The sequence below is a fragment of the Bradyrhizobium sp. CCBAU 65884 genome (genome assembly GCF_028128835.1).
Lineage (GTDB): Bacteria > Pseudomonadota > Alphaproteobacteria > Rhizobiales > Xanthobacteraceae > Bradyrhizobium > Bradyrhizobium ottawaense.
On the sequence record NZ_LBJU01000082.1, the window covers coordinates 25,409 to 38,114 of the forward strand.

General features: G+C 64.3%; 12 protein-coding genes and 1 pseudogene. 8 read left to right on the top strand and 5 right to left on the bottom strand.

Annotation, left to right across the window (positions count from 1 at the left end):
* The first annotated feature begins 90 nt into the window (after positions 1-90).
* Positions 91-2,754 (top strand): bifunctional diguanylate cyclase/phosphodiesterase, encoded by a 2,664-nt coding sequence (locus XI03_RS04750; RefSeq protein ID WP_271591475.1) that lies wholly within the window; start codon positions 91-93, stop codon positions 2,752-2,754.
* A 227-nt stretch (positions 2,755-2,981) separates the two neighbouring features.
* On the opposite strand, the gene XI03_RS04755 is transcribed toward XI03_RS04750, so the two are convergent.
* Positions 2,982-4,349: an extracellular solute-binding protein gene (locus tag XI03_RS04755; protein ID WP_271591476.1), complete on the bottom strand. Its 1,368-nt coding sequence runs from the start codon at positions 4,347-4,349 to the stop codon at positions 2,982-2,984.
* A gap of 204 nt (positions 4,350-4,553) precedes the next feature.
* Here XI03_RS04755 and XI03_RS04760 point away from each other — a divergent pair, with 204 nt between their 5' ends.
* A complete protein-coding gene (locus tag XI03_RS04760; protein WP_271591481.1) occupies positions 4,554-6,752 on the top strand; it encodes a PAS domain S-box protein in 2,199 nt (732 codons plus the stop codon).
* A gap of 244 nt (positions 6,753-6,996) precedes the next feature.
* Here XI03_RS04760 and XI03_RS04765 read toward each other — a convergent pair whose 3' ends face one another.
* Positions 6,997-7,119, bottom strand: coding sequence for a hypothetical protein (locus tag XI03_RS04765; RefSeq protein ID WP_271591477.1), 123 nt, complete (start codon positions 7,117-7,119; stop codon positions 6,997-6,999).
* 103 nt (positions 7,120-7,222) lie between these two features.
* Positions 7,223-7,399, bottom strand: coding sequence for a hypothetical protein (locus XI03_RS04770; protein ID WP_157158143.1), 177 nt, complete (start codon positions 7,397-7,399; stop codon positions 7,223-7,225).
* Between the two features lie 140 nt (positions 7,400-7,539).
* Here XI03_RS04770 and XI03_RS04775 point away from each other — a divergent pair, with 140 nt between their 5' ends.
* The 3 genes from XI03_RS04775 (at position 7,540) to XI03_RS04785 (ending at position 9,168) form a co-directional block, all read left to right on the top strand.
* Positions 7,540-7,671 carry a hypothetical protein gene (locus XI03_RS04775; RefSeq protein WP_256379486.1) on the top strand — a complete coding sequence of 44 codons (132 nt, stop codon included), beginning with the start codon at positions 7,540-7,542 and terminating at the stop codon, positions 7,669-7,671.
* 127 nt (positions 7,672-7,798) lie between these two features.
* Positions 7,799-8,926: a lactonase family protein gene (locus XI03_RS04780; protein ID WP_271591478.1), complete on the top strand. Its 1,128-nt coding sequence runs from the start codon at positions 7,799-7,801 to the stop codon at positions 8,924-8,926.
* 71 nt (positions 8,927-8,997) lie between these two features.
* Positions 8,998-9,168 carry a hypothetical protein gene (locus tag XI03_RS04785; protein WP_018321596.1) on the top strand — a complete coding sequence of 57 codons (171 nt, stop codon included), beginning with the start codon at positions 8,998-9,000 and terminating at the stop codon, positions 9,166-9,168.
* A gap of 8 nt (positions 9,169-9,176) precedes the next feature.
* Here the strand turns inward: XI03_RS04785 and XI03_RS04790 are convergent, their stop codons facing one another.
* On the bottom strand, positions 9,177-9,551 hold the full coding sequence (locus XI03_RS04790) for a PAS domain-containing protein (RefSeq protein WP_245570155.1): 375 nt from the start codon (positions 9,549-9,551) through the stop codon (positions 9,177-9,179).
* A gap of 6 nt (positions 9,552-9,557) precedes the next feature.
* Here XI03_RS04790 and XI03_RS04795 point away from each other — a divergent pair, with 6 nt between their 5' ends.
* Positions 9,558-9,740 carry a hypothetical protein gene (locus XI03_RS04795; protein WP_271591479.1) on the top strand — a complete coding sequence of 61 codons (183 nt, stop codon included), beginning with the start codon at positions 9,558-9,560 and terminating at the stop codon, positions 9,738-9,740.
* A gap of 322 nt (positions 9,741-10,062) precedes the next feature.
* Positions 10,063-10,953, top strand: a complete 891-nt coding sequence (locus XI03_RS04800) for an efflux RND transporter periplasmic adaptor subunit (protein ID WP_028143870.1) — start codon at positions 10,063-10,065, stop codon at positions 10,951-10,953.
* A 286-nt stretch (positions 10,954-11,239) separates the two neighbouring features.
* On the opposite strand, the gene XI03_RS04805 is transcribed toward XI03_RS04800, so the two are convergent.
* The gene (locus XI03_RS04805; protein WP_028143869.1) at positions 11,240-12,088 is read right to left on the bottom strand and encodes a caspase family protein; all 849 of its coding nucleotides are present in this window, start codon (positions 12,086-12,088) and stop codon (positions 11,240-11,242) included.
* 432 nt (positions 12,089-12,520) lie between these two features.
* On the opposite strand from XI03_RS04805, the pseudogene XI03_RS04810 reads away from it, so the two are divergent.
* Positions 12,521-12,706: pseudogene (locus tag XI03_RS04810) on the top strand (hypothetical protein); the annotation flags it as partial.

Consider the following 12,706-nt stretch of genomic DNA (forward strand, 5'->3'; position numbering starts at 1 on the left):
TGATTTCGTTCCGATTCATAGTTTCCTAACCCTCGCTGGTAACGGGGTCTTGTCGGTTTTGCTGCACCTTGCATCCCACGGGAGGGCTGGATGGGCACATCGATCCGATGGACCGCGCGCATGCGCGCGCTGCTCCGTCGCTGGCGGGGAGCGCCACTGACATGGCTGATCGTCGGCGGCTTCGTGCTGATGGCCGCGACCGCAATCGGCACCGCGCTCACCGTCGACCGCTTCCGGCAGAATGCAATCGAGAGCGGCCGCGACAGCCTTGAGAATTCCGTGCGCCTGCTGGCCCGGCATTTCGACCGCGAGTTCGAGGATTTCGCGGTGCTGCAGAAGAGCATCATCACCGAGCTCGAGAGCCGCGGCATCGAATCCGCCGACATCTTCCGCAGCGAGATGGGCACGCTGGCCATGCACGAGGTGTTGCGGGCGAAAGCCAGCGGCTGGACCGACGTCGCCGGCGCCAATCTGTTCGATTCCAGGGGCATGCTGATCAACTCGTCGCGGCGCTGGCCGGTCGCCGACGTCTCGGTCGCGGACCGCGGCTACTTCAACCGCCTCAAGAACGATCCGACCGCGCAGGAAGAGGTGGAGGTGGTGAACGGCCGGCTCGGCAGCGGACCGGCGATCGTGTTCGCGCGGCGCGTGTCCGGCCCGCATGGCGAATTCCTCGGGCTGGTCTCGCGCGCGATCGCGCCCGAGCAGTTCGAATCCTTCTTCGCCTCGACCGGGCTCGGCGAGGAATCCTCGATCGCGATGCACCACCAGAACGGCCAATTGCTGGCGCGCGTTCCGCGCGTCGATGCGATGATCGGGCAGAACTTTCGCAAGGGCACGCCGGAGCAGGTGGCGGTGTTCGACCGCACCTTTGTCACCATGCAGCTCGCCAGCCCGATCGACGGCAAGGACCGCATCGTCGCCTCGCGCCTGCTCGCCGGCGAGCCGCTGGTCGTGGTCGCGACCAAGTCGCTGGATGCGACGCTTGCGACCTGGCGCACGCAGACGAAATTCTTCGTCACCGTCGCCGTGCTGTCGATCGGCCTGCTGGTGCTGACGCTGTTCCTGATCTTCCGCCAGGTCACGAACAGGCTCTCGCTGGAGAAGCAGCGGCTCGACACCGCGATGAACACGATGACGCAAGGGCTCCTGATGTTCGATCAGGACGAGCGGCTGATCGTCTGCAACCGGCGCTACATCGAGATGTACGGCCTGTCCTCCGACGTGGTGAAGCCCGGCGCCACTTTCCGCGACGTGATCCGGCACCGCCATGACACCGGCTCGTTCCACGGCGACGTCGAGGCCTATTGCGACGACATTCTGAGCCATGTCGGGCGCACCCAGAGCGCCATCGTGGAGACCGCGGACGGCCGCCTGATCGAGATCAAGAACCAGCCCGGCGCCGCCGGCGGCTGGCTCGCGACCCATGACGACGTCACCGCGCGCATCCGTGCCGACGAGCGCATCGCCCATATGGCGCACTACGACGCGCTGACCGACCTGCCCAACCGCGTGCTGCTGCGCGGCCATCTGGAGCGGCGCGTGGCGGAGCTTGCCCAGGGCAAGCCGTTCGCCATCCTCTATATCGACGTCGACGAGTTCAAGGGCGTCAACGATTCGCTGGGACACGAGGTCGGCGACGAATTGCTGCGGCAGGTGGCGATGCGCCTGCGCGCCTGCGTCAGCGGCAACGACCTCGTCGCGCGGCTCGGCGGCGACGAGTTTGCCATCGTCAAGGCCGGCACGAGCGATCCGGTCGAGCTGACGGCGCTCGCCGAGCAGATCCTGACGACGCTGCGCACGCCGGTGGACTGCAAGGGCCAGGAGGTCCCGACCGATGCCAGCATCGGCATCGCGATCGCGCCCGACCATGGCGACAATCTCGACGATTTGCTCAAGCGCGCCGATCTCGCCATGTATGCGGCGAAGTCGGAGGGACGCCGCACCTTCCGCATCTTCGCGCCCGAATACGACGCCAAGGCGCGGCTGCGCCGTCAGCTCGAGCTCGATCTGCGCCAGGCCCTCGCCCGCGGCGAGTTCGAGGTGCACTACCAGCCGCTGGTCGATCTCGCGGCCAATGTCGTGACCGGCTGCGAAGCGCTGCTGCGCTGGCGCCATCCCGAGCGCGGCATGGTCTCGCCGGCGGATTTCATTCCCGTGGCGGAAGATACCGGACTGATCGGCGAGATCGGCGAATGGGTGCTGAAGCAGGCCTGCCGTGAGGCCGCCTCCTGGCCCGGCCAGATTCACATCGCCGTCAACGTCTCACCGGTGCAGTTCCGCTCGCGGACGCTGGCGTTGAAGGTCGCTGCCGCGCTCGCGGAGTCCGGACTTGCACCGGGCCGGCTCGAGCTCGAGATCACCGAGACCGTGCTGATCCGCGACGACGAGGAGGCACTGACGATCCTGCAGCAGCTGCGCGAGCTCGGCGTGCGCATCGCGCTGGACGATTTCGGTACCGGCTATTCCTCGCTGAGCTATCTGCACCGCTTCCCGTTCGACAAGATCAAGATCGACCGCAGCTTCATCAACGACATCGGTCAGTCCGAAGATTCCTCCCCGATCGTGCAGGCCGTGGTGCACATGGCCGCGGCCCGCCACATGGCGACGACCGCCGAAGGCGTCGAGACCGAAGCCCAGCGCGAGGTGCTGCGCCGGCTGGGATGCAGCCAGATGCAGGGCTGGCTGTTCAGCCCGGCCGTGCCGGCTGCGAAGCTGAAGCAGCTGCTGGCGTCGCAGGCGGTTGCGGCTTAGCGGCGCGACGCTGAAAGGAAAACGCTGCGGAGTTTATGCGGCCTGACCCGCCGGGCAAACTTGGATTGAGAAAGACTTCCACCACATCAATCTCGTCGACTCTGCAATGGGTCCGACTCGGCTGTCAGCCACAGCCGGCGATGAGGTCCGCCGTCCATCGGCCAGCCGACGTTGATCCGCCCTACTCGCGCGAGCCATGACGCGCGTACTGCTTCGGAACGGCTCCCTTATCCACGGATCGCGGCATTGGCCTTTTCAGCCGCGGCGATCATTGCATCCTTTGCCGATCTGACTCCGGACACGACTTCATTAACGCCAATCATGAAGACATCCTGGATGGGTCTCGATTGCGGGTGGAAAAGGATTGCCTTGGCGCGATCGACATCGGCCTTTTGCAAGTTGCTCAGTGCTGCCTCGGCTGCTTGCCGGCCGAATGCGTTATTGAAAGCCTCGCTCGACCAGGCCGACAGCCGTGTCGTTGCCAGTCCCGCAGCTGCGGTCCGCAACGAGGTCGGCTTGCTCGTTGCCCATAGCAGGAACAGGAAAGCGGCCTGCTTGTTCTTTGATTTGGAATTGATGCACGCCTGCCAGTGCGACATGAAGGGGACGGGTTCGCGGCCGGGGAGATGCGGAAAGGCTGCAAACCCCGCCTGCTTGGCCACATGGCTCTTCGCTGGATTGGAGATGTCGGTCGCAAAGTTGCTGCTATCGATCGCCATTGCTGTCCTGCCCTGCAGGAAATCGTCCAGCACCTGGTACCATTCATAGCTGCCGACCCCGATGGGCCCCGCCTCGCGGAGCAGCCGTCCGTACATGTCGACGGCCGCGATCGCCTCAGGGCTCGCGAAAGCCGCCCTGTTGTCCTTGATCATGGCGCCACCGTAAGAGAACACGAAAGCCATGGCCGCTGGGGTGGAATTGCCGCCCGCCTGGGCTCGCATCGCGATTCCCGATATCGCATCGGTCTTGACTGCCCTGGCGGTCGCGAGCAGTTCGTCGAAAGTCTGGGGAGCCGGCAAGTCCTTGGCTGCCAACATGTCGCTGTTGAGGAACAGGGTCATCGCCTCGGACGTGATCGTTAAGCCGTATCTCTCGCCGTCCGGCCACAGCGAGAAAGTCCGGGCGGTCTTGAGAAGATCGCGCTCGTCATACCAAACAAGATCGGTCAGCGACTTCTTGGAATAATAAGCGTTCAGCGGCTCGAGCCACCCTCCGGAGATGCCCTGGCCGTACGTGGCGAACATGCAAACGTCAGGTGTACTGCTGCCGCGTGCGAGCCTGATCGGTATCGCGCTCAGGTATGTGGTTTCCGGTGCAAAGTCGGTCACGACGTTGATGCCGGTGAGCTTGGTGAAATCCGGCAACAGCGGCGTGATCGCACTGGACCAGGGATGGATCGCACCTGCGAGCGTGATCGCCTGCCCCGCAAACTGCTTCCAGTCGATTGCGGCGCTGGCATAGGCCTGGTCATCCACGGCCAAGCTCGTGCGCGGTAACATGGTGAAGGCCGGCAAGACTGCTCCCGCAGCGCCCAATCCCTTGACGAAGCTGCGCCGGCTGACGGGCGCGCGACCGCTTGATGAGTTTCCATCCATGATGGTGCTCCCCCAGCTATGGCATTCACAGGATGCGAAGCTGAGCCATATCCGTCAGTTCGCGCCATTGCGAAGCCGGGATGCGCGGCCGGGAATGTTGGGTTCCCGGGTCCCGTGCCAACGCGCATGTGCTATCGTTGCGTGCATGCGCTGCCCGCCATTCTATCACGCGACCGCCGGGCGGTCACCGAAGACACGAAGCCGATGCCAGCTTTTGCTCGGAGCCACTTTTCGCGATGGTTTGCACGACCGCTGATCCCTGTGATTGCAGCGCTTCTGACGTTGTCCGCGGTGACCGGATTGCTCGGTCTCCAAAGCTGGCGTGACGGCGAGGCGATCAATCTCTCGCTCGAGCACAGCGGCCAGGTCATTGACACCCTTGATCGGCTTCGGACGATCATCGTCGACCTGGAGACTGAAAGGAGCGGGTATCTGCTCACCCTCGACCCGGCTTATCTCAAGGCTTACGGCGTCTCGGACGAAAGCGTACGACGGGAGACTGAGGCGCTCCAGACTCTGGTCGCAAACGATCCGTTACAGAGTTTTCGCGCCGGACATCTGGCTCTGATCATTTCAGAAAAGCTGCGTGAGATCGACGACCTCGTCAAAACGGCGGCCCGCGTATCCGGGCAGGCGGCCCAGGCAATGATCCGCGGCATGGACGATATCCGATTGCAAATCGACCTGTTGCAGGACGTTGAGCGTTTTCAGCTCGTAGGTTGGGAGAAGCGCGCCGGGGACCTCGAACGACGCAGGACGCGGCTTGGCCTCGCAGCCGGCGTCATCGGCGCCGTCCTGGTGGGGACCGCGATGGCGCTCGCGCGGATCGAGGCGAAGCGGCGGAGAAAGGCAACCGAGGAGAACGTGCAGCTCCACAGCGATCTCCTGGAGCGCGACAGAAAGATTCGACGCCTCGTCGACTCCAACATCATAGGGGTCATGATCTGGAACCTCGAAGGTTGCATACTTGAGGCCAACGACGCGTTTCTGCGTATCGTGGGTTACGACCGCGAGGATCTCGCCGCGAGACGCCTGCACCGTACGATGCTGACGCCGCCGGAATGGCGCGACCTCGACGCACGTAACATTGCGGAGCTGGAGCTGATCGGGACCCTCGCGCCATTCGAGAAGGAGTATTTGCGTAAAGACGGAAGCCGTGTGTCCGTGCTAATCGGCGGGGCGATGTTCGAAGAGGGTACAAATCAAGGCGTTGGCTTCATCCTTGATTTGACCGAGCGCAAGCGGGCGGAAGAGGCGTTGCGCCAGAGTGAGGAGCGCTTTCGCACCCTCGTGCAATTCTCCTTCGACGTGTACTGGGAGACCGACGCGCAGCATCGCTTTACCCGCCAGGAATTCGCGGAGAGCCTCGCCGACGCGCCGGCGGCGGACTCGGAGATCGGTAAGACGCGCTGGGAAGTGCCTTACCTTGAGCCTGACGCAGAGGCCTGGCGCAAGCACCGGGAAACGCTCGATGCCCATCTGTCGTTCCGTGATTTTGAGCTCGCTAGGCCGGCACGCGACGGCAGCAAGCGCTATGTGTCCGTCTCGGGGCTGCCGGTGTTCGATAAGACGGGCCGCTTCGTCGGCTACCGCGGCGTCGGGCGGCACATCACCGAACGCAAGCGGGCCGAAGAAGCCTTGCGCTCTGCGCAGGCGGAGCTCGCGCACGCCAATCGCGTCACCATGATGGGGCAGCTCGCGGCCTCGATCGCCCATGAAGTCAGCCAGCCGATCACGGCGATGGTCACCAATGCCGAGGCCGGATTGTCCTGGCTGGCTGCCCAGCCGCCGAATCTGGAGCAGGTCCGGCAGATGTTCGATTGTATCGTCAACGACGGTCTGCGAGCCGGCGATGTAATCGGGCGGATCCGGGCCCTGGTGAAGAAGGCGCCTCAACAGAGGGTAGCGTTGGAGATCAACGCGGTGGTACTTGAGGTCATCGCCCTGACCCGTCTCGAAGCGGCCAAGAATGGCGTCCTGGTGCGGACGCGACTTGCGGAGGACTTTCCACCGATTCAAGCGGATCGGGTCCAGGTTCAACAGGTGATCCTCAACCTGATCATCAATGCAGTCGAGGCGATGGGCGGAACGGGCGATGGGGTGCGGGAGCTGCTGATCAGCACCGGCAGAACTGCCTCGAACGGCGTATTCGTCAGCGTGCGGGATACTGGTCCGGGACTGGACCCGAGGACGATGGACCGCCTCTTCGACCCCTTCTTCACCACAAAATCCAAGGGGATGGGCATGGGTCTGGCCATCTGCCATTCGATCATCGAGGCGCACGGCGGACGGATGTGGGCCGGCGCAAATGAACCGAGGGGCGCCATCTTTCAGTTCACGCTGCCTGTAGAACCAGACGAAACCGTTCCCTCCGGACACGTCGACCCGATGTCGGCGGTATAAGACTGCAGGACCGCGGAGCGAACGACTGTTCTCGGCGGCAGAAGCCCGGCTGTGATCGCCAGCAGCTCAGAACGTCTGCTTCGGGGTCACTTACCGACATCCTGGGAGCAGGGGGCCTCGCCGCGCAGGCTCGCGACGACGGCCGATACGCGAACTCGCCGCTCAAGGGCTGGTTCGCATCATCCGCTGCTTCATGCCGGGCAGCATGATTTGAGCCGCCACGAACTCCACAGGGACAGGATGTTCACACCGACCGTCTGGCAGACTGCACTTCGACAAACTCGGAATCGGGGTGGCTGACGATGGTGGCAACCATGATGCCGCTGATGATCAGCGACCAGGCGGTGTTCCAATAAATCCAAAACACGAGCCAGCCTCCGTTTTCAATCTCTCAGCCTGCGGGAACGGGTAACGGCAGAGCGATGCCGCGGTTCCCAACACGAGGCGCGGCAGGACCGCGCGGCAAGACGCTATTTTGATTTGGTCGGCGGCGACGCCTGATCGGTTTGGCCGGTGTGGCGCTTTGCCACGACGTCCTCATCATGTTCGCCTTGGTGCGGGCGCGGCGGCGACTTGGGCTGACCGGCCTGACCGCCATGCTTGCCGCCCATGTCGGGCTTACCTTCGAGATCGTTTTCACGGGGCATGCCGGTTCAATGCGCTCGCGCGGCATTGGTTCGCCTTGCGCCGGCCGTTTTCGCCTGTGAACGAGTTCATAGGATTGCCGCGGTTTGCAGTGCACGATTCCGGTGCCCCGCAGCTTCATGACAGCGACGGATTCGACCAGATGCGGAAACGACTCATCACCTGGACCATCCTGACGTCCGCTCTGGTGGCGGTCGCCGTCTGGACTGTGCTCGGACCACCCGCTCATCCGTCCAGTCCGCATCTGCCCTCCCGGACCGCGGCGATGCGGTAGCCGCTCTCCGGCGACCGATACAATTTCGGCATCGATCGATCCCAACTGGAATTTGGTGCGGCGGCGCGCCGCCCGCTATCCTCGCCGGCAAAACGACAAGGCTGCGACCGGCCCTCAGGAGGAGCCCATGTTGAGATCGACCCGACGCATCGCATCCAAAGCGCCACGCGCTGCGATCGCCACCACCCTGTTCGCAGCCCTCACTCTCATTTCTGGAGTCCACGCCGGCATGGCCGAGACCTTCGCCTATGTCGGCAACGCCGACAGCAACGACATCAGCGTGTTCAAGATGACCGAGAGCGGCGAGATGATTCCGGTGCAGACGGCCGCCTTCAAGGGCGTCGACAAGCCCGGCTCCTCGACGCCGCTCGCGATCACGCCCGACCACCGCGTGCTGATCGCCGGCATCCGCTCGCAGCCATACATGGCCGTGAGCTTTGCGATCGATCCCAAGACAGGCCAGCTCAGTCCTATCGGCACCGGACCGCTCGCCGACAGCATGGCCAATATCGCGATCGACCGCAGCGGAAAATTCCTGTTCAGCGCCTCCTATGGCGGCAACAAGGTCGCGCTGAATCCGCTTTCCGCCAACGGCGTCGCCGGCGAGCCGAAGCAGGTGATCCCGACCGGGCTGAACGCGCACGCCTTCCTGCCCTCGCCCGACAACCGCTTCGTGTTCGCAACCAATCTCGGCTCCGATCAGGTGCTGGGCTTCGCGTTCGATGCCACGACCGGCACGCTGACGCCGAACGATCCGCCCGCCCACAAAGTGCCGGAGAAATCCGGGCCGCGGCACTTCGTATTCCACCCCAATGGCAAGTTCGTCTATCTCATCCACGAGCTGAACGGCGACGTCGCCGCATTCACCTACGAGGCCAGGAGCGGCGCCTGGGACGAGATCCAGCGCACCACGGCGCTGCCGGAAGGCTTTTCGGGAAAACCCTGGGCCGCCGACATCCACATCACTCCGGACGGCCGCTTCCTCTACGCCTCCGAGCGCACCACCAACACGCTCACCGCCTACAAGGTCGACGCCGCCAGCGGCAAGCTGACCACGATCGGCAGCGTGCCGACCGAGAAGCAGCCGCGCGGCTTCCACATCGATCCCACGGGGCGCTACCTCGCCGCGGTCGGCGAGCTCTCCGACAGCATGACGGTCTATGCGATCGACCAGGGCAGCGGCGCGCTGGCCAGGCTGAAATCCTACCCCACCGGCAAGAAGCCGAACTGGGTGGAGTTCCTGAACCTGCCGTGAGGGGCGCCGCCGCCGACCTACGTAATCATCCGTAATTTCGGAAGGCGCGCCTTGTCGTCATATCATCGGTCATGGACCGTCAGATCGTCTTCAAATGCCCGCAGACCGGCATGAACGTGCAGCATCGGCTCGGCGACGAGCCCGCCGACCGCACGCATGTGTCGGTGTCCTGTCCGGCCTGCACGCGCCTGCATTTGATCGACCGGGCCAACGGCAAGCTGCTGGGTGAGCGCCGCGGCTGACGGGCCGTTTAGGCCCGCGCCGCGACCTGTGCCGTGACCTGCGCCGTGACGTCCTCGACATGGTGCAGCAGATAGACCAGATGGCCCGTCGTGTCGTGGATCGGCGAGTTGATCGGCTGCCAATGACGCTCGACGAAGGTGCCGCCGGGATCGCGGATGTCGTAACGCTGGATCGCCATGGCATGGGCCCGCCCGGTTTCGCCGACGATCCTCAAGCTGCTGTAGAGATTGCTGACGCCATCGGCGAGCGGATCGTCGGGATTATCAGGGAACATCTCGAACAGCGAGCGGCCGACGATTTCGGCCCGGCTGGTCAAAGTCGCGGCTGCATAGGCATCGTTGACGTCGACGATCACGAGGCCCGGCCCCGGGTCCAGCAGCATATAGGGATGCGGGGAGGCATCGAATTCGGGCTGGAATTGCTGCCGGATCGTGTCGGTGTCGCCGTGCTGCCGCCGGCGCTGGCCGCCGAATTCAACAGCGCCAACTGGCGCTTGGCCGATGCCAGCAGCGCGCGCACGGTGTTCTGGACCGTCGGGTCGGCCGTTTCATTGAGCAGCCGCTCGAAATGAACGATATTCTGCTCGCAAACGAACCGTTGCATCCCGCCTCGACCATGAGCTGTGCGGCCGCCCTGCCGCGTCATCCTGATTCTAGTTCCTTACAGGCGCCCCCGGCAGATGAGAAGACCGTGATCGGCGGCACTTTGGGAGTAGTGCCAACCGCGGCGCGCCCGCCCGCGAAAAGCGAACCTGTTGCCCAATCCTGCGACTAATCAAAGACTTGCTGCGACGGCCCGCGGCGGCGTGGCCACCCTTTTTGGGACAACGCTGCCGTAGTCCGCAGCCCTGCCATCTGCTATCGATTGGAGGCATAGCCCCCGTGGAATTTCCGATGCGTCATTTGCCCCGTGCCGTCGTTCGAAGCCTGTGCCCCGCAGCCGTCGCCGGCATGCTCATCCTCGGTCCCGATCCGGCCGCAGCCGCCGATGACGACGCGCCCAGGGGGCCGGCGGTCACGGTGCTGAAAGTCGCAAAATCCTGCTTCTCCGACATCGTCGAGGCCACCGGCACGATCATCGCGCGGGAGGAAACCTCGGTGCGGCCCGAACGTCCGGGCCTCAAGGTCACGGACGTGCTGGCCGAAGCCGGCGACACCACCACCGCCGGCCAGGTGCTGGCGCGGCTGGCGCTCCCCGAGGGCGGCACGCTGCAGGTCACCGCACCGGTAGCGGGCGTGATCGCGACGTCGACCGCCCAGATCGGCAACTTCGCCTCGGCCAAGGGCGAGGCCTTGTTCACGATCGTGGCGCGCAGCGAATACGATCTCGTCGGTCTGGTGGCGACCACCGACATGCGCAAGCTCGCGGTCAATCAGCCGGCGACCGTGCGGATCGCGGGCGCCGGCGACATCGACGGCAAGGTGCGCCGCATCGGTCCGACCGTTGAGCCGAACATCCAGCAGGGCATGGTCTATATCGGCATCTCCTCGCAGAAGCGGCTGCTGCTGAAGGCGAGCGGACGCGCGCTGATCAAGACCGGGCAGAGCTGCAACGTCGCGGTGCCGCTGACCGCCGTGCAATATTCATCCGCCGGCACCGTGGTGCAGGTGATCCGCCGCAACCGCGTCGAGACCAAGCGTGTCGAAGTCGGATTGATGTCGGGCGGCAATATCGAGGTCCGTGACGGCCTCAACGACGGCGATGTCGTCGTCGCCCGCGCCGGCGCGCTCCTGCGCGAAGGCGATCCGGTGCGCCCGGTGATGGCCGCGGAAGCGGCGAAGTAGGCTTCCTCGTGTCCCGGACGCGCTGCAGCGTGTAACGCTGCTGCGCAGAGCCGGGACCCATCTCGTCACACAGCGACGGTCAAAAAAACTGGCCCCGGCTCAGCGTCGCATCATTGCATGATGCGCCGCGTCCGGGGCACGAGAGATCGTAAATTTGATAGCATGCCGTAGGGTGGGCAAAGCGGAGCGTGCCCACGTCCTCTATCCAAATCCTGGAAAGATGGTGGGCACGGCGCGATGCGCCTTTGCCCACCCTACGATTGCGTCACAAGACGCGAGAGAAAAACTAGCCGCCGGCTTCGCCGAAATGGACGTCCTCGAGCAAGGACGACGACACGGTCGGGACCTGGTCGCCTTCGCTGGCGCGGGAGATGGCGACGCGGGTCTTGTTGAAGACGCTTTCGGCGCTGCCCTTCGCACTGAGGTTGTTCAGGAACTCGCTGACCAGCACGCTGTGCTCGCCCTTGCCGTCGTCGACGACCTTGCCGGGCGAAGCGGAGGAGAGGATCAGCGCGTTGTCGGACGCGCTGATCGGCGCGAGACCGTGGCTATAGGAGCGGAAGCGGCGCTCGTAAGGGTTACGGCGGGAGGCATCGACGACGACGAGCTTGGCCTTGGCGCCCTGCTCCTTCATCATGTCGATCACGCCGTCGATCGAGACGCCCTGGCGGCGGACGTCGCTTTCCTTCCAGATCACGGCATCGACCGGCAGCATGTAGCTCTCGCGTCCCGCCTGCACGCCGTAGCCGCCGAAGAACAGCATGACGACGGTGTCGCGCTTGATCCGGGACTTCAGGCGGCCCACGGCGCGGACCATGTCGTCCTTGGTCGCGTCTTCGACCATGTCGACGTCAAAACCGTTCTTGCGCAGCGACGAGGACAGCGCGCGGGCGTCGTTGATCGACTGCGTCAGCGGCGCGCTGGCGTCGGGATAATGTCCATTGCCGATGACCAGCGCCAGGCGCGAGGTCTGGCCGATCGAGCCGGTGATCTGGTCGGTGGAGACGGCCTTGGCAGCATCGATCGCGCGCATGTTGAGAGCAGCATGGGCGCCGATCACCAGCGAGACCGTGCCGATCAGGGCGGCGGCCAACGCGATGGTGCGTCGGGAAAGGTCGAGCTGCTTTACATTCATCTCGTTCGTTTCCTGTGCCAAAGACCAGCCACACGCGCGCACACTGTTTGAGTAGCGCGATAGCGTCTTTAGGTTTGAGGGATTGGCCGGGGATGTGCCCCCGAATTGCGCGCAATTTGCGGCGCCGCACCAAACAAACCTTTAACCGGATATAGGGTGCCCGGCAATAGATTGCCCAAAATTTGAGCTAAGCCACTGACGATATTCGTTAATTCTCCTGCGCAGATTTGTTGGTTTTCCCTCCCCGACAGCCTTTTCGAGCCTCGATCATGCAGCCTTCATGCCGGCTTTTTCCGTGACTTCCATCACATTTGTATTTCCCGCGAATCCGGGTAGCCTTTTCAACGACTTGCAGGGGGTGGCGCGTGGCAGGAAGCGCGCTGGCCGGCCCCCGGCCAAAACCCCGCCAAAGGCCCCGCGACCAGGTATTTCATGAACTTTCATTATTTTGCCGGCGCCGCCTGCCGGGCGCTGACCGCGCGGAAGGACGGCCCCTCGCTTTACGACGTCTGCGATCCCGTCTTGTCTGCTGCGGCCAGCGGCGATCCGCATCTGGCCAAATTCTACAAGACCGCGCTCGGCAACCCCGCGCTGCGGGTGCTGCTGCGGCGGGCCGGA